This window comes from Afipia sp. 1NLS2 (genome assembly GCF_000178995.1).
Taxonomy (GTDB): Bacteria; Pseudomonadota; Alphaproteobacteria; order Rhizobiales; family Xanthobacteraceae; genus Afipia.
Genome location: NZ_ADVZ01000006.1, coordinates 76,986 through 96,997 on the forward strand (window position 1 = coordinate 76,986; position 20,012 = coordinate 96,997).

The window sequence follows — 20,012 nt, forward strand, 5'->3', positions numbered from 1 at the left end:
CGCCATTACAGAACTGCATAAGGCAAAGACCAATGTCGTGTGGCGCGCAATCTGGAAAGATTCTATAAACCCGCGTCTGGTGCAGCCCGCAATGCCATACCGTGGAAAGCGGATGCCTCTTCCGAGGCGGCGGAGCGTGTTTGCGTGATGTCATCCTTTTAGATCGGGACCCCGCCTAATGCCCTCCCTCGACAGTTTCAAAAGCCGCAAAACCCTCAAGGTCGGAAGCAAGACCTACGTTTATTATAGCCTCCCGGCGGCGGAGAAGAACGGCCTGAAAGGCATTTCCAGATTACCTTATTCGATGAAGGTGCTCTTGGAAAATATGTTGCGCAACGAAGATGGCCGCAGCGTCAAGAAAGACGACATCGTCGCCTTCTCGAAGTGGGCGCGAAAGAAAACCCTCCAGCATGAAATCGCATTCCGCCCCGCGCGCGTGCTGATGCAGGACTTTACTGGCGTGCCCGCCGTGGTCGATCTCGCGGCGATGCGCAACGCGATGAAGGCGCTCGGCGGCGATGCGCAGAAGATCAACCCACTGGTGCCGGTCGATCTAGTCATCGACCATTCGGTGATCGTCAACTTCTTCGGCGACAACAAGGCTTTCGCCAAGAACGTCCAGGAAGAATACAAGCAGAACCAGGAACGCTACGAATTCCTGAAATGGGGCCAGCAGGCGTTCTCGAATTTCTCGGTGGTGCCGCCCGGCACCGGCATCTGCCATCAGGTCAATCTTGAATATCTGGCGCAGACGGTCTGGACCCGGAAGGAAAAGCTGACCATCGGCAAGAAGACCGGCACCTTCGAGGTCGCCTATCCCGATACGCTGGTTGGTACCGACTCCCACACCACCATGGTCAACGGTCTCGCCGTACTCGGCTGGGGTGTCGGCGGCATCGAGGCGGAAGCCGCGATGCTCGGCCAGCCGCTGTCGATGCTGCTGCCGGACGTCGTGGGCTTCAAGCTCAAGGGCAAGCTGAAGGAAGGCGTGACCTCAACCGATCTCGTGCTGACCGTGACGCAGATGCTGCGCAAGCAGGGCGTGGTCGGCAAGTTTGTCGAGTTCTACGGCCCCGGCCTCGATCATCTTTCGGTCGCGGACAAGGCAACCATCGGCAACATGGCGCCGGAGTATGGCGCGACCTGCGGCTTTTTCCCGGTCGACAAGGCTGCGCTCGATTATCTCAAGACCTCGGGCCGCAAGGCCGATCACGTGGCGCTCGTTGAGAAATACGCCAAGGCGCAGGGCCTGTTCCGCACCGCCACGTCAGCAGATCCGGTGTTTACCGAGAAGCTCGTGCTCGATCTCAAGGACGTGGTGCCCTCGCTCGCCGGCCCGAAGCGTCCGGAAGGGCGCGTTGCGTTGCCTGCGGTGGCGGAAGGTTTCGCCGTCGCGATGGCGAACGAATACAAGAAGCCGGATGCCGATGCGCGTTTCCCGGTCGAGGGCCGCAAGTTCGATCTCGGTCATGGCGACGTAGTGATCGCGGCGATCACCTCCTGCACCAACACCTCGAATCCGAGCGTGCTGATGGCGGCGGGTCTGCTGGCACGCAAGGCGGCGGCCAAGGGCCTGAAAGCGAAGCCATGGGTGAAGACCTCGCTCGCGCCGGGCAGCCAGGTCGTGGCCGAATATCTCGCCAATTCCGGTCTGCAGAAGGATCTCGACGCGGTCGGCTTCAATCTCGTCGGCTTCGGCTGCACCACCTGTATCGGCAATTCCGGCCCATTGCCGGAGGATATTTCCAAGTCGATCAACGACAACGGCATCATTGCTTCGGCGGTGCTGTCGGGTAACCGCAACTTCGAGGGCCGCGTCTCGCCGGACGTGCAGGCGAACTATCTCGCTTCGCCGCCGCTCGTTGTCGCCCATGCGCTGGCTGGCACGGTGACCAAGAATCTCGCCGTCGATCCGATCGGCACCGGCAAGGACGGCAAGCCGGTCTACCTCAAGGACATCTGGCCGACCACGAAAGAGGTCAACGCCTTCATCAAGAAGTTCGTTACCTCGACGATCTTCAAGAAGAAATACGCCGACGTGTTCAAGGGCGACACCAACTGGCGCAAGATCAAGACCACGGCGAGCGACACCTATCGCTGGAACATGAGCTCCACCTACGTGCAGAATCCGCCTTACTTCGAAGGCATGAAGATGCAGCCGGAGCCGACCACCGATATCGTCAACGCACGCATCTTGGCGATGTTCGGCGACAAGATCACCACCGACCACATCTCGCCCGCGGGCTCGATCAAGCTGACCTCGCCTGCCGGCAAGTATCTGTCCGAGCATCAGGTGCGCCCGGCAGACTTCAACCAGTACGGCACGCGCCGCGGCAACCATGAAGTGATGATGCGCGGCACCTTCGCCAACATCCGCATCAAGAACATGATGCTGAAGGGCGCCGACGGCAACATTCCGGAAGGCGGCCTGACCAAGCATTGGCCAGACGGCGAGCAGATGTCGATTTACGATGCCGCGATGAAGTACCAGCAGGAGAACGTGCCGCTGGTGGTGTTCGCGGGCGCGGAATACGGCAACGGCTCCTCGCGCGACTGGGCTGCGAAGGGCACGCGCCTCCTCGGCGTGCGCGCGGTCATTACCCAGAGCTTCGAGCGCATCCATCGCTCCAACCTCGTCGGCATGGGCGTGCTGCCGCTGACCTTCGAGGATGGCGCATCATGGGCCTCGATCGGCCTCAGGGGCGACGAGGAAGTATCGATCCGCGGCCTTGCGGGCGATCTTAAGCCGCGCCAGAAGCTCATTGCGGAGATCGTCTCGAACAACGGCTCCAAGCAGGAGGTTCCGCTGCTTTGCCGCATCGATACGCTCGACGAACTCGAGTATTATCGCAACGGGGGCATCCTTCAGTACGTTCTGCGTAATCTCGCTGCGGCGTGATGCCTTTACGGCACACAACGAACTGTGAAGTGGCTCACCGCGACGTGAGTGGCGATTCGGCTGCAAGAAAGCCTAAGACGAGGCGGATTTGCAGCGGTATTGCCGCTTCGGTTGAGGATTGCAGGTGACGCCTTTCGAGCCCATCGCCACATTGGCCTTCCGGCGCGCATCATTGTGCGCCGGGTCCGCGGTGGTTCTCGGCATGCTGATGATGGCAACCCCTGCGGACGCCGGCGATCCTCGGGGCGTGGTGGAATTGTTCACCTCGCAGGGGTGCTCGTCCTGTCCGCCCGCTGACAAGCTCCTCGGCGAATTCGCGAAGGACCCTTCGCTGATCGCACTCAGCCTGCCGATCGATTACTGGGACTATCTCGGCTGGAAGGACACGCTGGCGGACTCGCGTTTCTCCGCGCGGCAGAAAGCCTATTCCGCGGTGCGCGGCGACCGCGACGTCTATACGCCGCAAGTGGTGGTCAATGGCGTGAGGCATGTGCTCGGCAGCGACCGCAAGGGCATCGAGGCGGCGCTCGAAAGGAGCCACGGCGAGCATGGCATCATGAGCGTGCCGGTGAAGCTCTCCAAGGCAGGTCACTACCTGAACGTCTCGGTGGCGGCATCCGCCGGTCATCATGCCGAAGTGTGGATTTGCGCGGTGTCGAAAGCGGTTCCGATCACGATCGGCCGTGGCGAAAACAGCGGCCACCAGATCGTCTATCACAACGTCGTCCGCAACGTGCTCAAGGTCGGCGACTGGGACGGCACGGCCAACACCTGGTCGGTGCCGCTGGAAAACATCTCGCGTGAAGGCGTCGATGCCGCGGCAGCCTATGTGCAGGATGGCACGCGCGACAGGCCGGGCCCGATGCTCGGCGCGGCCTATACCTCGCTCACCAATTGATCTCCCATAACTGTGAGACCATCGCCGCGCGGGCGTGAAGCCAGGCGGGCGAGAGGCTATGCGATTCGTTCAGGCAAAATAAAAGGGCCGGGGAGAGCGGCCCTTTAGTCGTTTCCCGGATCGGAGACCAATCACAGGTGAGGAAGAAACCAAGAAAAATAGACCCGATCCTGACGACCCCGGGGGGCTGGGGGCTGAGGAATCCGGTGCCGAAAGGACCGGGTCAACCAATGCGCAGAGCCTCTCAAGCCCTGGCGGCGGCCGGGGGGCGGAAATCGGGCGGCATTATGATTTTTTCTAACGTTGCCGTGAGAGCCAGGTGAGATGACAAGTGAGGCGAATTGGGGCTTGCGAAGCAGCCCGGCGCGGCCGATCATGTAACGCCGATGACACGGAGATGGGAATGGGGCTCGGCTCTGGCGATTTGGACGGCGAAGATAATCGGCCACTTGAGCGCGGCTGGAACGCGCCGCCCGCAACGGTTACTTTCAACCGCATTGAGCTCAACCGCATCCTCAATCTTTATGGACGCATGGTCGCGGACGGTGAGTGGCGGGACTATGCCATCGATTTCCTGAAGGATCGGGCGGTGTTCTCGATCTTCCGCCGTTCCTCGGAAGTTCCAATCTACCGGATCGAAAAGGACCCTCGCCTCGCGCGCAAGCAGGGCGCCTATAGCGTGATCTCGGCGAGTGGCCAGATCCTGCGGCGCGGTCACGAACTTGAGCGCGTGCTCTTGGTGATCGACCGCAAGCTCGCGCTGGTCTGACGGTTTCTGGTCTTTCGCTATTCTTGCGGCGTCGTGCTGCCGCCTTCGCCGAGCGCAAGCTGCATCTGCACCGAATCGAGCCAGCGCCCGAACTTGAATCCGACATTCGGGTGAATGCCGATCATGGCGAAGCCCGCGCTTCGGTGCAGGCCGATCGAGGCCGCGTTGGCTGAATCTCCGATCACCGCGATCATCTGGCGGTAGCCGCGCGCGGTGCATTGCGCGATCAGCTCCTTAAGCAGCGCGCTGCCAATGCCGCGACGGTAATAGGCCGGATCGAGATAGACCGAATTCTCTAACGTGTAGCGATAGGCGGGGCGCGGCCGGTACGGCCCGGCATAGGCGTAGCCCGCGATGCGCCCGCCCGCCTCGGCAACGAGATAGGGAAAGCCGCCGCCGGTGATGGCCGTAAAACGGCGCATCATCTCGGCCTCGTCTGGCGGCGTCATCTCGAAGCTCGCGGTCTTCTCCCGCACCTCGAAGCCGTAGATCGCTGTAATGGCGGGGATGTCGGCGGCGGTCGCCGCCCGGATGGTGAAATCGCGCATGGCGCGACCATAAATTCGCGCAAGTCAAAATTGAAGTGGCAAAACTAAAGCTTCAAAAAGCGCCAAAACAAAAGCCCCGGCACGAGGCCGGGGCTTGATCGCTGGAAGGCTGTCGCCTTGCTTACTCGCGCTGTCCAAGAAGCTGCAACAGCAGCGTGAACAGGTTGATGAAGTTCAGGTAGAGCGACAGCGCACCGGTGATGGCCGCGCGCTCGGCGATATCGCCGCCCATCGCGCCATAGCCATAGATGTAGTCGTTCTTCAGCCGCTGGGTATCCCAGGCGGTGAGGCCCGCGAACACCAGCACGCCGACGATCGAGACCACGAACTGCAGCATCGAGCTCGCCACGAAGATGTTGACGATGCTCGCGATGATGACGCCGAACAGGCCCATGATCAGGAACGAGCCCATGCCGGTCATGTCGCGCTTGGTGGTGTAGCCGTAGAGGCTCAACGCACCGAATGAGGCCGCCGTGATAAAGAACACGCGCACGATCGAGGTGTGCGTGTAGACGAGGAAGATCGACGACAGCGAGACGCCCATCAGCGCCGAGAAGGCCCAGAACAGCATCTGCGCGGTCTGAGGCCGCAGGCGGTTGATGCCGAAGGAGATGGCGAACACCATCACCAGCGGCGCGAAGATGAAGACCCACTTGAGCGGGCTCACGAACATCGCGACGCCGAACGAGGTCAGCATCGTGTTGCCGACCCGGCCAACGGCAGCGGCGCTGTCGGTGGTTACGGCACCCATATACACGCCGAGCGCGGCGAAGCCGGTGATGGCGAGGCCGATCGTCATGTAGTTGTAAATCTTGAGCATGTACGCGCGCAGGCCGGCGTCTACGGCAGCCGCGTCAACCCGCCCGGCAACATGGCCGAACGGCGAGGCGTAGTTACGATCCGAGTCCGACATTGTCGAAACCTCTTGGTTGACCGTCGCCCCCGAAAGGGTGACGGCGGGAAAATCTGTCTCCGGCCGTTGAAGCATCGTTCGACGCTTTATCGCGAATCCGGACCTGCTCCGTATGTGGGAGAATAACACATAGCACGCAAGTCGTTCCGCGCGGCTGAATGTCGCAAAATATCTGTCATTGCAGCTTTTTAATGCATTGCAGATGCTAGAGATTGCGCAGAACGGCGGCGGGTTTCAACCGCAGGGCCATGAACGTCCCGATAAGGCCCAGGCCGATGGTTAACGCCAGGGCAGCAGCGGCCACCAGGGCGGCGGTGGTAGCCTCCCAAGTGAAGCTGAGATGCATCAGCCGGGTCACGATCTGCCAGGCCGCAACCGACCCCGCCGCGACCCCGAACACCGCGGTGGCGAGCCCAATTAGGGCATATTCTGCGGCATAAGCCCCAATCAGCTGGCGCCGGACCGCGCCCAGCGTTTTCAGGATCACGGCGTCATAGACCCGGTGACGGTGGCCTGCCGCCAGCGCCCCGCCCAGGACCAGCAGGGCGGCGATGAGGGTCACCAGGCTTGCGCCCCGGATCGCGAGGGTGAGGTTGGTCACGATGTCGCCGATGCTCTTGAGCGCGTCGCGCACCCGGACGCTGGTGACGGAGGGGAAGGCGTGGGCAACTTCCCGGATAACATTTGCGTCATCAGCCGGGGTGGAGAGGTTCGCGGTCAGGGTGGCGAGGTCGGTATGGGGCGCGCCGGCGAAGGTGTTGGGCGAGAACACCAGGACGAAATTGATCCCGAGGTTCTGCCAGTCGACGCTCCGCAGATTGCCGACGGTCGCGGTGATGTTGCGCCCGAGCACATTGACGGTGATCTCGTCGCCGATGCCGATACCCAGCCCGTCGGCGATCTTCTGTTCCAGCGACACCAGCGGCTTGCCGTCGTAATCCGGGGCCCACCAATTGCCCGCGACGATCTTCGAGCCCTCTGGCACTTTGTCGGCGTAGCTAATGCCGCGGTCGCTCTGCAAAACCCATTCGGCATCCGATGACGGCTTGAGCTGTTCGGCCGGGATGCCCTTCACCGCCGTGATGCGTCCGCGCAGCATCGGAACCACTTCCACCTTGGAGTCGGGCGCGAGCGTGCCGACGAACTGGCTGAAGTTGGCCGATTGCGCCGAGGGAATGTCGAGGAAGTAGAACGACGGCGCACGCTCGGGCAGCGCCGCGCTGAACTGGCGGCGCAGATTGGCGTCGATCTGGGTCACCGTGACGAGTGCTGCGAGTCCAAGGCCAAGCGACAGCACCACGGATGGCGTGAGCGCGCCGGGACGGTAGATGTTGGTGAGCGCAAGCCGCAGCATGGTGTTATTTGGGCGCGGCACACGCCGCGCGATCGCCATCGTGAGCCACGCGACGACGCGCAGCAGCAGGAATACGACAAGGCTTACGCCGACGAAGATCGCCGCGATTTTCCTGTCATAGGCAAGCAGGACGGCGGCCGCCGCAAGCAGCGCGATGGCAGCCGCAGGTGTGACGAGCTGGCGCGGGCTCATGCGCGGCATCTCGTCGGAGACTTCGGCGCGGAACAGCACGGCAGCGGGGATGTCACGCACGCGCCCAAGCGGCCACAGCGCGAAAGCGAGCGCGGCGAGAATGCCGTAGCCGAGCGCCAGCGCGAGCGTGGCGGGATAAATGCTGGCTTCGAGCGGTAGCGGCAGCAAATGGCCGAACAGCACCAGCACCGCATAAGGCAGCGCGGCACCCAGCGCGGCGCCGATCAATGAGCCGAGCAGCGCCAGCAGCAGCACCTGGATCAGATAGATCGCGAACACCATTCTCGCGCTTGCGCCGAGCGCCTTGTAGGTCGCGATCACGTCGCGCTTGCGCTCCAGATGGCTTCGCACCGCGTTGACGACGCCGATGCCGCCGATCAGCAATGCGGCAAGCCCGACCAGTGTCAGAAACTGGGTGAAGCGCGAGACGTTGCGCTCAAGTTGCGGCGATGCGTTGAGCGAGTTGCGGATTTCCCATCCGGCCTGCGGGAATTGCTGCCGCGCGCGTTCGGTCAATTGCGTCACCGCCGTCTCGTGCGGGTTGGCGAGTTTGACGCGATAGGTCCAGCGCACCAGCGCGCCGGGCTGCAATAGCCCTGTGGTGTTCAGGGCGTCGATGCTGATGAGAACGCGCGGCCCGATCGTGATGCCGCCAAGCAGCTTGTCGGGCTCGGTGGTCAGGCTGCTGCGGATCTGGAACGTGGTTTGGCCGACGCTGACCGTGTCGCCGACCTTGAGGTTCAACCGCGCCAGCAACACCGGGTCGACCGCCGCGCCATAGTGGCCGTCACGCTGCGCGAAAATATCCGGCAACGGCATTTGCGGTTCGAGTGTCAGTTCGCCGAGCAGCGGGTGACGGCCGTCCACCGCCTTGATGTCGATCAGCGTGAAGTCGTCATGGGCCGTGCGGGCCATGCCGCGCAGCGTCGCGACGCGCGACACTTCGCCCTGTTTGTGGAGGAAGGACAGTTCCTGAGTGGTCGCCTCGCGCTGGAACAAAGCGAAGGTAACGTCGCCGCCGAGCAGTACGCGCGCCTGACGGCTCAAGCCGTCACTCAGGCTTGCGGAGATCGAACCGATACCTGCGAGGGCGAACACGCCGAGCGCAATGCAGGCGATGAAGACATGGAAGCCGCGCAGGCCGCCGCGCCATTCGCGCAACGCAAAGCGCAACGCGAGAGAAAAACCGTTACCCATCGATGCGGCCCGAGCGCAGCTTCACGGTGCGCCCACAGCGCTGCGCCAGTGAGGCGTCATGTGTCACCAGCACCAGCGTGGTGTCGTGGGCCTGGTGCATCGCGAACAACAGGTCGACGATCTGCTGGCCGGTGGCTTCATCCAGATTTCCGGTCGGCTCGTCCGCGAGCAGGATCGCGGGATCGGGCGCGAGCGCGCGGGCCAATGCAACGCGCTGCTGCTCGCCACCGGACAATTGCGCCGGATAGTGATGCAATCTTTCGCCGAGGCCGACGGCCTGCAATTCGCGCGTGGCGCGCTCGGTCGCATCCATCTTGCCCGCGAGTTCGAGCGGCACCGCGACGTTCTCCAGCGCGGTCATGGTCGGGATCAGGTGGAACGACTGAAACACGATGCCGATCTCGCGGCCGCGAAACCGTGCAAGACCGTCTTCATCGAGGCCGTTGAAAGAGGTGCCCTGAACCACCACCTCTCCCGTATCAGGCCGCTCCAAGCCGGCCATGATCATGAGCAGCGTCGATTTGCCAGAACCGGAGGGGCCGATCAGCCCGACGGTCTCGCCGGCCCCGACGCTGAGATCGATCCCCTTGAGGATGTGCACTTTCGCAGCACCTCGCCCGAGGGAGAGGTCGATGCCGGAGAGTGAAATGACGGGTTGGTCCGCGAGGACCGTTTGTGAGGGTGTGGTGCGAGTATCCATGCGTTTGCCATATGGGGGTTCCATCGCCGGGGTCGAGAGGCTCACGCGGATGTTTTTGCTCTTGATGGGACTTACGGGACTTGCCCTTACGGGCCCGAGTGGCGCCGCGATGGCGGAAGCTTCGAATGCTGCGCCCTTGAAGCTCGCCGTACTCGGGGATTCCCTCACCGCGGGTTACGGCCTGCCGGCTTCGGCGGCGTTTCCCGTGCGTCTGCAACAGGCGCTGAAGGAGAAGGGCATCGCGGCCGAGATCGTCAATGCAGGCGTGTCGGGCGACACCGCGTCGGGCGGCCGCGACCGGATCGACTGGTCGATCCCGCAGGGTACGCAGGCGGTGATTGTCGAACTCGGCGCCAACGACATGCTGCGCGGCATCGAGCCCAAGGTTACGCGTGCCGCGCTCGACCAGATCATTCAGCGGCTGAAGGCGCGCGGGATCGACGTGTTGTTGTGCGGGATGTATGCCGCGCCGAATCTCGGTGAGCCCTATGGGAAGGCCTTCAACAGCATCTATCCAGACCTCGCGACAAAATACGGCGTGGCGCTCTATCCGTTCTTTCTTGACGGCGTGGCGGACAATGCGGCGTTGAAGCAGGCTGATGGCCTGCATCCCACGGCGGCAGGAGTCGATGCGATCGTGCAACGCATTCTGCCGGCGGTGGAGACATTCGTGAAGAAAGTGCCTCCCGCGCGAGCAGCGTTGTGAGGAGAGTGCCATAGACTGTCCACCGGTTCGCTTCGCATCGTCATGGAGCTGCGTTACAAATGCGACAGTTGATTCGGGTGAGTGATTCGCGCCCGGCGGCTTTCACCAGCAGCGGCGAAAGACCGGCACGGGGCACAGCGTCGAGGGAGTGCGATGCCTCGCTTATTCACTGGACTTGAGATCCCGCCCGACATTTCCCAATCGCTGTCGATGCTGCGTGGTGGCCTGCCCGGCGGTCGCTGGATCGATCCCGAAAATTATCACGTCACTCTGCGCTTCATCGGCGACATCGACGATTACGTCGCGCGCGAGATCGCGAACACGCTGGAGCGTGTCGATCGCAAGCCTTTCGAGGTCACGGTGCAGGGGCTCTCCAGCTTCGGCGGGAAGAAGCCGCGCGCGGTGGTTGCCTGTATCCAGCCGAGCCGCCCACTGATGGAACTGCAGGCGGAGCTCGAACGGCTGATGCGGCGCTTCGGGCTTGATCCTGAGGGCCGGAAATTTATTCCACATGTCACGCTGGCGCGGCTGCGCGATGCATCGAGCCGCGATGTGGCCGATTATCTCTCGGTGCGGGGCTACTTCCCGGCGAAGACATTCATCGCCTCCCGCTTTGTGCTGTTTTCCTCGCGCGCCTCCGTCGGCGGCGGACCTTATGTGATCGAGGATTCCTACGCGTTTTCGTCTCATGAAACGGATCGCGGCCTCCAGAGACGATATTCCGTTTCATAACGCGCCGTTCGACCTCTGTAGCGGTTGCATTTTTCGCCGTGCTGGGGCCGGTAGCAGGCATGGATGTTTCCTCGCCGCCGCCGCTGCGCGTCCGTTACGAGCAGCTCATCGCTTCGCGCGCCATCGAACCGGATGCCGCGCAGACCGAGGCCGTTTCAAAACTTGAAACGCTGGAAGCGCATCTCGATCACTACAAGCCGCGCAAGCCGGGTCTGTTCGGACGGTTGTTCGCCGAGGGCACGCCGCCGCCGCGCGGGCTGTATATCCATGGCGAGGTGGGCCGCGGCAAGACCATGCTGATGGATCTGTTCTTCCAGAGCAGCACCGTGATCTACAAGCGACGCTCGCACTTCCACGAATTCATGAGCGACGTGCACGACCGCATCTTCAATTTCCGCCAGCGGATCGCCAAACGCGAGATCGCCGATGCCGATCCGATCCATCTCACCGCGAACTCGATTTTCGAGGAAGCGTGGCTGTTGTGCTTCGACGAGTTTCACGTCACCGACATCGCCGACGCGATGATCTTGGGGCGGCTGTTCGCACGGCTGTTCGAGCTCGGCACCGTGATCGTCGCGACCTCGAACGTGGCGCCGGAAGATCTCTACAAAGGCGGCCTCAACCGCGCGCTGTTCCTGCCTTTCATCGCCGAGATCGAGGAGCGCATGGAGGTGCTGCGGCTCGATGCGCGCACCGACTACCGGATGGAAAAATTGTCCGGGATCAAAATGTGGCTGGTGCCGGATGATACGACGGCCGCGGCGAAACTCGACACCGCCTGGCTCAAGCTCACCGGCAGCGTGGACGCGCCGTCGCGCGATATCGCGCTGAAAGGCCGCGTGCTGCACATCGATCATTCCGCGCATGGCGTCGCGCGATTTACCTTCGAGGATCTGTGCGAGCGCCCGCTCGGCCCGCCGGATTTTCTGCGCATCGCGCGCGACTACCACACGGTCCTGATCGACCATGTGCCGGTGATGGAGTTCGAGGAACGCAACCCGGCCAAGCGCTTCATTTCGTTGATCGATGCGCTTTACGACAACAAGGTGAAACTGATGGCCTCGGCGGCGGCCGAGCCGTCCTCGATCTATCGTTCCGAGGAAGGCGTCGAGGCGCGCGAGTTCGCTCGTACCGTGTCGCGCATCATCGAGATGGGATCGGATTCATACCTCGCGCTGCCGCACGGCCGCAGCGATTCCGCCGCCAGCGGCGCCAGCACGGGCCTGGTCGAAACCTGATCCCGTTTCAAAAGCTGGAAAACGGCGGAACGTCTGACCCCAAGGTCGACTTGAACGGCCCTGCCGAAAGGTTTAACGGGTTTGCGACTTTCCCGTCACCTTCTTCACAAGGACATTCTCATGGCACGTAACAAGATTGCGTTGATCGGTTCTGGCCAGATCGGCGGCACCCTTGCCCATCTCGTCGGCCTGAAACAGCTCGGCGACGTTGTGATGTTCGACATCGCCGAGGGCATCCCGCAGGGTAAATCGCTCGACATCGCGCAGTCCTCGCCGATCAGCGGGTTTGATGCCGAAATGAAGGGCACCAATTCGTATGAGGCGCTGGCGGGTGCGGATGTCTGCATCGTCACCGCCGGCGTGCCGCGCAAGCCCGGCATGAGCCGCGACGATCTCTTGGGCATCAATCTCAAGGTGATGGAACAGGTCGGCGCAGGCATCGCGAAATACGCGCCCGACGCTTTCGTGATCTGCATCACCAACCCGCTCGATGCGATGGTCTGGGCGCTGCAGAAGGCTTCCAAGCTTCCGGCAAAGAAGGTGGTCGGCATGGCGGGCGTGCTGGATTCTGCGCGCTTCCGTTATTTCCTCGCCGACGAATTCAATGTCTCGGTCGAGGACGTTACCGCCTTCGTGCTCGGCGGCCACGGCGATTCCATGGTGCCGCTGACGCGCTATTCCACCGTCGCAGGCATCCCGCTGCCGGACCTCGTGAAGATGGGCTGGACTTCGCAGGCCCGCATTGACGAGATCGTCACGCGCACCCGCAACGGCGGCGCCGAGATCGTCAACCTGCTCAAGACCGGTTCTGCCTTCTATGCGCCGGCCGCGTCGGCCATCGCGATGGCGGAGAGCTATCTGCGCGACAAGAAGCGCGTGGTGCCATGTGCGGCCTATCTCAACGGCGAGTATGGCGTGAAGGACACTTATGTCGGCGTGCCGGTGGTGATCGGTGCCAAGGGTGTCGAGCGCGTTGTCGAGATCGAGCTGACGGGTAAGGATCGCGAAGCCTTCGACAAGTCGGTCGAGGCCGTGCAGACACTCACCGACGCCTGCAAAAAAATCGCACCTGATCTGCTCGGAAAATAAGTCGCAGACCGCAGATGTGCGGCGACACGCCGCGCATTTTCAGAATGTCGAACGGCCGGGCATTGCCCGGCCGTTTTGTTATGAAAATTTGCCCTCTGGTATTTGAAACACCAGAACATAGATACCGCATAATGCGAATTTCGAATTCACACCTTGTGTCGTTTCTTCGCGAACTTTCGCCTCAAATAGAGTACAGAATGCATTGATCACATCGATGCTGCAGAACTGAACGCAAGGTTCAGTTTTCTTGACGCATCCAGCCCATCAGGACGCGATATGTCCCGCCAGGACGCGAACGCCAATTTCGCCCTTACTTCCTTCCTCGACGGCGCCAACGCCACCTACATCGACGAGATGTACGCCCGCTACGAGACGGACCCTTCCTCGCTCGATCCCGAATGGCAGTCGTTCTTCAAAAGCCTCAATGACGCTCCCGCCGACGTCGAGAAGAACGCGCGCGGCCCTTCGTGGGAAAAGCCGAACTGGCCGCTGTCGCCCAGCGACGATCTGACCTCCGCGCTCGACGGCAATTGGGCGCAGGTCGAAAAGGTGATGGGCGACAAGATCGCCAAGCGCGCAGCCGGCGTGCCATCGGCCAACACGCAGGACATTTTGCAGGCGACGCGCGATTCGGTTCGCGCCCTGATGCTGATCCGCGCGTATCGTATGCGCGGTCACTTCCACGCCAATCTCGATCCGCTCGGAATTCAGGAGCAGATCGGTCACGAGGAGCTCGATCCGCGCTCCTACGGCTTCACGGACGACGATTACGATCGCAAGATTTTCCTCGATCATGTGCTCGGTCTTGAATACGGCACGTTGCGCGAGATCGTCACGATCTGCGAACGCACCTATTGCCAGACGCTCGGCGTCGAATTCATGCACATCTCCAACCCGGAGCAGAAGGCGTGGATTCAGGAACGCATCGAAGGGCCGGACAAGGAAATCAGCTTTACCCGCGAAGGTCGTCGCGCGATCCTGATGAAGCTCGTCGAGGCTGAAGGCTTCGAGAAGTTCTGCGACCTCAAGTTCACCGGCACCAAGCGGTTCGGCCTCGATGGTGGCGAAGCTCTGATTCCTGCACTCGAACAGATCATCAAGCGAGGCGGCAATCTCGGCGTGCGCGACATCGTGCTCGGCATGCCGCACCGCGGACGCCTCAACATTCTCACGCAGGTGATGGGCAAGCCGCACCGCGCGCTGTTCCATGAATTCAAGGGCGGCTCCGCCAATCCTGACGAGGTCGAAGGCTCGGGCGACGTCAAGTATCACCTTGGCGCCTCATCCGACCGCGAGTTTGACAATAACAAGGTTCATCTGTCGCTGACGGCGAACCCGTCGCATCTCGAAATCGTCGATCCGGTGGTGCTCGGCAAGACGCGCGCCAAGCAGGATCAGAATGACGATCCGGAGCGCCTGTCGGTGCTGCCGCTGCTGATGCACGGCGACGCGGCGTTCGCGGGCCAGGGCGTGGTGGCGGAATGCTTCGCGCTGTCGGATCTGAAGGGCTATCGCACCGGCGGCTCATTGCACTTCATCGTCAACAACCAGATCGGTTTCACAACTTATCCGCGCTATTCACGCTCCTCGCCATATCCGTCGGATGTGGCGAAGATGATCGACGCGCCGATCTTCCATGTGAACGGCGACGATCCCGAGGCAGTGGTGTTCGCCGCCAAGGTCGCGGTCGAGTTCCGGCAGAAATTCCACAAGCCGGTCGTGATCGACATGTTCTGCTACCGCCGGCACGGCCACAACGAGGGCGACGAGCCCGCGTTCACCCAGCCGGTGATGTATCAGAAGATCGCGGCGCATCCGTCGACGCTCGATATCTATTCCAAGCGGCTGATCGCCGATGGCGTGGTGACAGAAGGCGAGGTCGACAAGGCCAAGGCCGACTGGCGCGCGCGCCTCGATGCCGAGCTTGAGGCCGGCGGAGGCTACAAGCCGAACAAGGCCGACTGGCTCGACGGCAAGTGGACCGGCTTCAAATCGTCCGAGGCGGGCGTCGAGCCCGGCCGCGTGATGACCGGCGTACCGCTCGAACAGCTCAGGGACATCGGCAAGAAGATCACCGTTGCGCCCGATGGCTTCCACCTGCATCGCACGGTGCAGCGTTTCCTCGAAAACCGCGCCAAGGCGATCGAGAGCGGCGAAGGTATCGACTGGGCGACCGGCGAGGCGCTGGCGTTTTCCTCGCTGATGCGGGAAGGACACAATGTCCGCCTGTCGGGACAGGATTCGGAGCGCGGCACGTTCTCGCAGCGTCACTCGGTGCTGTTCGATCAGCAGGACGAAAGCCGCTACACGCCGCTCAACCATCTTGGCGGCAAGGTCGGCAATTACGAGGTCATCAACTCGGCTCTGTCCGAGGAAGCGGTGCTCGCGTTCGAGTATGGCTACTCGCTGGCCGAGCCGAACACGCTGACGGCGTGGGAAGCGCAGTTCGGCGATTTCGCCAACGGCGCGCAGGTGGTGTTCGATCAGTTCATCTCCTCGGCCGAGCGTAAGTGGTTGCGCATGTCCGGCCTCGTCTGCCTGCTGCCGCACGGCTATGAAGGACAGGGGCCTGAGCATTCATCGGCACGTCTGGAGCGCTTCCTGCAGATGTGCGCGGAAGACAACATCCAGGTCGCCAACCTCACGACGCCTGCGAACTATTTCCATGTGCTGCGTCGTCAGCTCAAGCGCGAATTCCGCAAGCCGCTGATCCTGATGACGCCGAAGTCGCTGCTGCGGCACAAGCGGGCCGTATCGAAGCTCGAGGACTTCGGGCCAGAGACCTCGTTTCATCGCGTCCTGCGCGACGACGCGGAGATGGGCGGCGAGATCAAGCTGGTGGAGGACGCCAAGATCCGTCGCGTTATCATGTGTTCGGGCAAGGTCTATTACGATCTTCTCGAGGAGCGTGAGAAGCGCGGCATCGACGACGTCTACCTGCTGCGCATCGAACAGCTTTACCCGGTGCCGCTGAAGACGCTGGTGCAGGTGTTGGAGCGCTTCAAGGGCGCAGAGTTCGTCTGGTGTCAGGAAGAGCCGCGCAACATGGGCGCGTGGCACTTCATCGAGCCGTATCTGGAGTGGGTGCTCAATCAGATCGGCGCCACCGGCAAGCGTCCGCGTTACGCCGGCCGTGCCGCCGCCGCCGCGACCGCGACGGGCCTGATGTCGAAGCATGTCGCGCAGTTGAAGGCGTTCCTCGACGAGGCGCTCGGCTGAGATAATTTTTGAAGGCGGCGTGCAAGGCGCCGCCTTGTCGTTTTTTTGATCGCGTTGGCGGCACCCGCCGCCGAAAACGCAAAAAGGGCAAGACATGGCTGAAATCCGCGTTCCGACACTCGGCGAATCCGTCACCGAGGCCACCATTGGCCGCTGGTTCAAGAAGACCGGCGATGCCGTCGCCGTCGACGAACCGCTCGTTGAACTGGAAACGGACAAGGTGACCATCGAGGTGCCGGCACCGTCCGCGGGCACGCTCGGCGAGATCGTCGCTAAGGATGGCGAGACGGTCGCGGTCGGCGCGCTGCTTGGCCAGATCACAGAAGGCGCGGGCAAGCCTGCTGCGGCAAAGCCCGCGGAAGCTGTCCCGGCGAAGCCGGTTGCCGCGGCCGCAGCACCCGCTCCCGCACAGAAATCTCCGCCTGCCGATGCACCGCAGGCGCCGTCGGTTCGCAAGCTCTCGGCGGAAAGCGGCATCGATGCCGGCACGGTTCCCGGCAGCGGCAAGGATGGCCGCGTCACCAAGGGCGACATGATGGCCGCGATCGAAAAGGCCGCCGCGTCGCCCACTCCGATCAACCAGCCCGCGGCCTCGCTGCAGGTCCGCGCGCCGTCGCCGGCTGACGATGCTGCGCGCGAGGAGCGGGTGAAGATGACGCGGCTGCGCCAGACCATCGCGCGCCGCCTCAAGGACGTGCAGAACACCGCTGCGATGCTGACGACCTTCAACGAGGTCGACATGACCAACGTCATGGCGCTGCGCGCGCACTACAAGGATTTGTTCGAGAAGAAGCACCACGCCAAGCTCGGCTTCATGGGCTTCTTCGTGAAGGCCTGCGTGCAGGCGCTGAAGGAAGTCCCCGCCGTCAACGCCGAGATCGACGGCACCGACCTCGTCTACAAGAACTACTATCACGTCGGCGTCGCGGTCGGCACCGACAAGGGCCTTGTGGTGCCGGTGGTGCGTGAGTGCGACCACAAGTCGATCGCCGAGATAGAGACGACGATTGCCGATTTCGGCAGGCGCGCGCGCGACGGCCAGCTCAAGATCGACGAGATGCAGGGCGGCACCTTCACCATCACCAATGGCGGCATCTACGGTTCGCTGATGTCGACGCCGATCCTCAACGCGCCGCAGGCCGGCATTCTCGGCATGCACAAGATCCAGGAGCGGCCGGTCGTGGTCGGCGGCAAGATCGAGGTGCGGCCGATGATGTATCTGGCGCTGTCCTACGATCACCGCGTCATCGATGGCAAGGAAGCGGTGACCTTCCTCGTGCGCGTCAAGGAAAACCTCGAGGATCCCGCGCGGCTCGTGCTCGACCTGTAATTGCTTTTTCCATCGCGTCCGGCCTCGCGCCGGGCGTTCATGTCTCGATGCGGATGGTTGGGGCGAACCGGCCCCGACGATGAAAAGCTCGTTCGGAGTTATCTCTTATGTCTTTCGATCTCGTCGTTATCGGTACCGGCCCCGGCGGTTACGTCTGCGCGATCCGCGCGGCACAGCTTGGCATGAAGGTCGCGGTGGTTGAGAAGAACCCGACCTTCGGCGGCACCTGTCTCAACATCGGCTGCATTCCGTCCAAGGCGCTGCTGCATGCCTCCGAGCGTTTCGAGGAAGCGGCCCACATGCTGCCGAAGATGGGCGTCGGCGTCGGCGCGCCGAAGCTCGATATGGCCGCATTGATGAAGTTCAAGGACGACGGCGTTGACGGCAACGTCAAGGGCGTCGGCTTCCTGTTCAAGAAGAACAAGATCGAGACCTTTATCGGCACCGGCCGCATCGCCGGGCCCGGCAAGGTCGAGGTCAAGGGCGCGGACGGCAAGACGCAAGTGCTGGAGACGAAGAACATCGTCGTTGCGACAGGTTCGGACGTCGCCAAGCTGAAGGGTGTCGAGATCGATGAGAAGCGCATTGTGTCGTCCACCGGCGCGCTGAAACTCGAGAAGGTACCTGAAAGGATGCTGGTGATCGGCGCCGGCGTGATCGGGCTCGAACTCGGCTCGGTGTGGCGGCGGCTCGGCGCCAAGGTAACGGTGGTCGAGTTCCTCGACCGCATCATTCCTGGCATGGATGGCGAGATCGCCAAATCCTTCCAGCGCATCCTCGAGAAGCAGGGTTTCGAGTTCAAGCTCGGCAGCAAGGTCACCGGCGTCGATTCCTCCGGCAAGACGTTGAAGGTGAGCATCGAACCTGCGGCGGGCGGCAAGAGCGAAACGATCGAGGCCGACGTGGTGCTGGTGGCGATCGGCCGCGTGCCTTACACCGATGGCCTCGGCCTGAAAGAAGCGGGCGTCGAACTCGATCAGCGCGGCCGCATCAAGACCGATGCGCATCTCGCGACCAATGTGAAAGGCATCTACGCCATCGGCGACTGCATCGCCGGGCCGATGCTTGCGCACAAGGCCGAGGACGAAGGCGTGGCGGTGGCGGAAATTCTCGCAGGCCAGGCCGGTCATACCAATTACGATGTGATCCCGAGCGTGATCTACACTTTCCCGGAAGTGGCGTCCGTCGGCAAGACCGAGGAAGAACTCAAGCAGGCAGGCGTCGCCTACAACGTCGGCAAGTTTCCGTTCACCGCCAACGGCCGCACCAAGGTCAACCAGACCACCGATGGCTTCGTGAAGATCATCGCTGATGCCAAGACCGACCGCGTGCTAGGCGCGCACATCATCGGCGCGGAAGCCGGCGAAATGATCCACGAATGCGCGGTGCTGATGGAGTTCGGCGGCGCGGCGGAAGACCTTGCGCGCACCTGTCACGCACACCCGACCCGTTCCGAAGCCGTGAAGGAAGCGGCGATGGCGGTGGCCAAGCGCGCCATTCATATGTAGGCGCGCGAACAGCGCCTGAAATCGAAACGGGCCGCGACGGGGGTTCCCGACGCGGCCCGCTTGTTTTTCTACATCAAATGCACGGCATGCGGCGCGAGCAGGCCGATCCCGGTGAAGGCGATGCCGATCAGCGCCAGAAGACACGATCCCCAGGCCAGCGCGACGATTCCGGTGATGATGGTGGCCGACGCCAGCACGATGCCAATCTGGAACGCCGCCGAGGCCAGTTCGAAATGATGATAGCGGGCGGACGCGAGATCGCGGTCATGCTCGGCATGCTTGGCGCGGGCGGCCAGTTGTTCGGAGCCTTCGCCGGTCTCGGGCTCGGAGCGGTAGCGCGCCGCGGTCTTCTGCCAGATCTCGATCTGCTTGGCGGCAGCGGTCTTGAGCGCCTCGTCGGCGGATGTGTCGGTCGTGACCTTCATCTGCTCGATCGCGGTCTGCACCTGAGTGCGGCGGATACTCTTGGCCTGAAAGAAGGCCCAGAGGTTCGCGGCCTCGACGTTCTTGCTGATCGCCTCGGTCTGCGCGCTCTTGCCGAGTGTCTCGGACAGGGCAAGGCACAAGGCGATGATCGCAATCAGAAGGGCGATCTTCTTGTTCGAGCCGGACGCATGCTCGGCATGCTCGGCGTGCTCCATGCTCTCGTGGGCGCTCATCGGTGATTCTCCGCTGTCGATGTGCCACGATTGAACGAAGGCTGTGACCGGCGCAAGACTG

15 protein-coding genes are annotated in these 20,012 nt (G+C 62.6%); 10 read left to right on the top strand and 5 right to left on the bottom strand.

Annotated features, from left to right (window positions below; translation table 11 throughout):
- Positions 1-178 precede the first annotated feature (178 nt).
- The 3 genes from acnA (at position 179) to AFIDRAFT_RS18700 (ending at position 4,566) form a co-directional block, all read left to right on the top strand.
- Positions 179-2,899: an aconitate hydratase AcnA gene (gene acnA, locus AFIDRAFT_RS18690; RefSeq protein ID WP_009341241.1), complete on the top strand. Its 2,721-nt coding sequence runs from the start codon at positions 179-181 to the stop codon at positions 2,897-2,899.
- A 172-nt stretch (positions 2,900-3,071) separates the two neighbouring features.
- Positions 3,072-3,797: a DUF1223 domain-containing protein gene (locus AFIDRAFT_RS18695; RefSeq protein ID WP_433994121.1), complete on the top strand. Its 726-nt coding sequence runs from the start codon at positions 3,072-3,074 to the stop codon at positions 3,795-3,797.
- A 403-nt stretch (positions 3,798-4,200) separates the two neighbouring features.
- Complete coding sequence (locus tag AFIDRAFT_RS18700; protein ID WP_009341243.1) at positions 4,201-4,566, top strand: DUF2794 domain-containing protein; 366 nt, start codon at positions 4,201-4,203, stop codon at positions 4,564-4,566.
- 17 nt (positions 4,567-4,583) lie between these two features.
- On the opposite strand, the gene AFIDRAFT_RS18705 is transcribed toward AFIDRAFT_RS18700, so the two are convergent.
- From AFIDRAFT_RS18705 to AFIDRAFT_RS18720, 4 genes are all read right to left on the bottom strand, one after another.
- On the bottom strand, positions 4,584-5,114 hold the full coding sequence (locus tag AFIDRAFT_RS18705) for a GNAT family N-acetyltransferase (RefSeq protein ID WP_009341244.1): 531 nt from the start codon (positions 5,112-5,114) through the stop codon (positions 4,584-4,586).
- A gap of 121 nt (positions 5,115-5,235) precedes the next feature.
- Positions 5,236-6,027 carry a Bax inhibitor-1/YccA family protein gene (locus AFIDRAFT_RS18710; RefSeq protein WP_009341245.1) on the bottom strand — a complete coding sequence of 264 codons (792 nt, stop codon included), beginning with the start codon at positions 6,025-6,027 and terminating at the stop codon, positions 5,236-5,238.
- A gap of 205 nt (positions 6,028-6,232) precedes the next feature.
- Positions 6,233-8,770, bottom strand: coding sequence for an ABC transporter permease (locus AFIDRAFT_RS18715; RefSeq protein WP_009341246.1), 2,538 nt, complete (start codon positions 8,768-8,770; stop codon positions 6,233-6,235).
- Positions 8,763-9,470 carry an ABC transporter ATP-binding protein gene (locus tag AFIDRAFT_RS18720; RefSeq protein WP_040298823.1) on the bottom strand — a complete coding sequence of 236 codons (708 nt, stop codon included), beginning with the start codon at positions 9,468-9,470 and terminating at the stop codon, positions 8,763-8,765. Before AFIDRAFT_RS18720 ends, AFIDRAFT_RS18715 begins: the two co-directional genes overlap by 8 nt.
- Here AFIDRAFT_RS18720 and AFIDRAFT_RS18725 point away from each other — a divergent pair.
- The 7 genes from AFIDRAFT_RS18725 (at position 9,403) to lpdA (ending at position 19,292) form a co-directional block, all read left to right on the top strand.
- On the top strand, positions 9,403-10,176 hold the full coding sequence (locus tag AFIDRAFT_RS18725) for an arylesterase (protein ID WP_009341248.1): 774 nt from the start codon (positions 9,403-9,405) through the stop codon (positions 10,174-10,176). The genes AFIDRAFT_RS18720 and AFIDRAFT_RS18725 overlap by 68 nt on opposite strands.
- 153 nt (positions 10,177-10,329) lie before the next feature.
- The gene (gene thpR / locus AFIDRAFT_RS18730) at positions 10,330-10,908 is read left to right on the top strand and encodes an RNA 2',3'-cyclic phosphodiesterase (RefSeq protein WP_009341249.1); all 579 of its coding nucleotides are present in this window, start codon (positions 10,330-10,332) and stop codon (positions 10,906-10,908) included.
- A 59-nt stretch (positions 10,909-10,967) separates the two neighbouring features.
- A complete protein-coding gene (gene zapE / locus AFIDRAFT_RS18735; RefSeq protein WP_009341250.1) occupies positions 10,968-12,146 on the top strand; it encodes a cell division protein ZapE in 1,179 nt (392 codons plus the stop codon).
- 120 nt (positions 12,147-12,266) lie between these two features.
- A complete protein-coding gene (mdh, locus tag AFIDRAFT_RS18740) occupies positions 12,267-13,235 on the top strand; it encodes a malate dehydrogenase (protein WP_009341251.1) in 969 nt (322 codons plus the stop codon).
- A 276-nt stretch (positions 13,236-13,511) separates the two neighbouring features.
- Positions 13,512-16,454 (top strand): 2-oxoglutarate dehydrogenase E1 component, encoded by a 2,943-nt coding sequence (locus AFIDRAFT_RS18745; RefSeq protein WP_009341252.1) that lies wholly within the window; start codon positions 13,512-13,514, stop codon positions 16,452-16,454.
- A gap of 94 nt (positions 16,455-16,548) precedes the next feature.
- A complete protein-coding gene (odhB, locus tag AFIDRAFT_RS18750; RefSeq protein WP_009341253.1) occupies positions 16,549-17,784 on the top strand; it encodes a 2-oxoglutarate dehydrogenase complex dihydrolipoyllysine-residue succinyltransferase in 1,236 nt (411 codons plus the stop codon).
- Positions 17,785-17,891: 107 nt separating this feature from the next.
- A complete protein-coding gene (lpdA, locus tag AFIDRAFT_RS18755) occupies positions 17,892-19,292 on the top strand; it encodes a dihydrolipoyl dehydrogenase (RefSeq protein WP_009341254.1) in 1,401 nt (466 codons plus the stop codon).
- A gap of 68 nt (positions 19,293-19,360) precedes the next feature.
- Here lpdA and AFIDRAFT_RS18760 read toward each other — a convergent pair whose 3' ends face one another.
- Entirely contained in the window at positions 19,361-19,951 is a 591-nt protein-coding gene (locus AFIDRAFT_RS18760; RefSeq protein ID WP_009341255.1) for a DUF4337 domain-containing protein, read from the bottom strand.
- Between the last annotated feature and the right edge of the window lie 61 nt (positions 19,952-20,012).

Coding starts and splice junctions, on each gene's coding strand:
- AFIDRAFT_RS18760 (WP_009341255.1), bottom strand. CDS start 19,951: ATGAGCGCCCACGAGAGCATGGAGCACGCCGAGCATGCCGAGCATGCG.
- AFIDRAFT_RS18745 (WP_009341252.1), top strand. CDS start 13,512: ATGTCCCGCCAGGACGCGAACGCCAATTTCGCCCTTACTTCCTTCCTC.
- acnA (WP_009341241.1), top strand. CDS start 179: ATGCCCTCCCTCGACAGTTTCAAAAGCCGCAAAACCCTCAAGGTCGGA.
- AFIDRAFT_RS18700 (WP_009341243.1), top strand. CDS start 4,201: ATGGGGCTCGGCTCTGGCGATTTGGACGGCGAAGATAATCGGCCACTT.
- AFIDRAFT_RS18710 (WP_009341245.1), bottom strand. CDS start 6,027: ATGTCGGACTCGGATCGTAACTACGCCTCGCCGTTCGGCCATGTTGCC.
- AFIDRAFT_RS18725 (WP_009341248.1), top strand. CDS start 9,403: ATGCCGGAGAGTGAAATGACGGGTTGGTCCGCGAGGACCGTTTGTGAG.
- lpdA (WP_009341254.1), top strand. CDS start 17,892: ATGTCTTTCGATCTCGTCGTTATCGGTACCGGCCCCGGCGGTTACGTC.
- AFIDRAFT_RS18720 (WP_040298823.1), bottom strand. CDS start 9,470: ATGGATACTCGCACCACACCCTCACAAACGGTCCTCGCGGACCAACCC.
- AFIDRAFT_RS18715 (WP_009341246.1), bottom strand. CDS start 8,770: ATGGGTAACGGTTTTTCTCTCGCGTTGCGCTTTGCGTTGCGCGAATGG.
- mdh (WP_009341251.1), top strand. CDS start 12,267: ATGGCACGTAACAAGATTGCGTTGATCGGTTCTGGCCAGATCGGCGGC.
- zapE (WP_009341250.1), top strand. CDS start 10,968: ATGGATGTTTCCTCGCCGCCGCCGCTGCGCGTCCGTTACGAGCAGCTC.
- AFIDRAFT_RS18705 (WP_009341244.1), bottom strand. CDS start 5,114: ATGCGCGATTTCACCATCCGGGCGGCGACCGCCGCCGACATCCCCGCC.
- odhB (WP_009341253.1), top strand. CDS start 16,549: ATGGCTGAAATCCGCGTTCCGACACTCGGCGAATCCGTCACCGAGGCC.
- thpR (WP_009341249.1), top strand. CDS start 10,330: ATGCCTCGCTTATTCACTGGACTTGAGATCCCGCCCGACATTTCCCAA.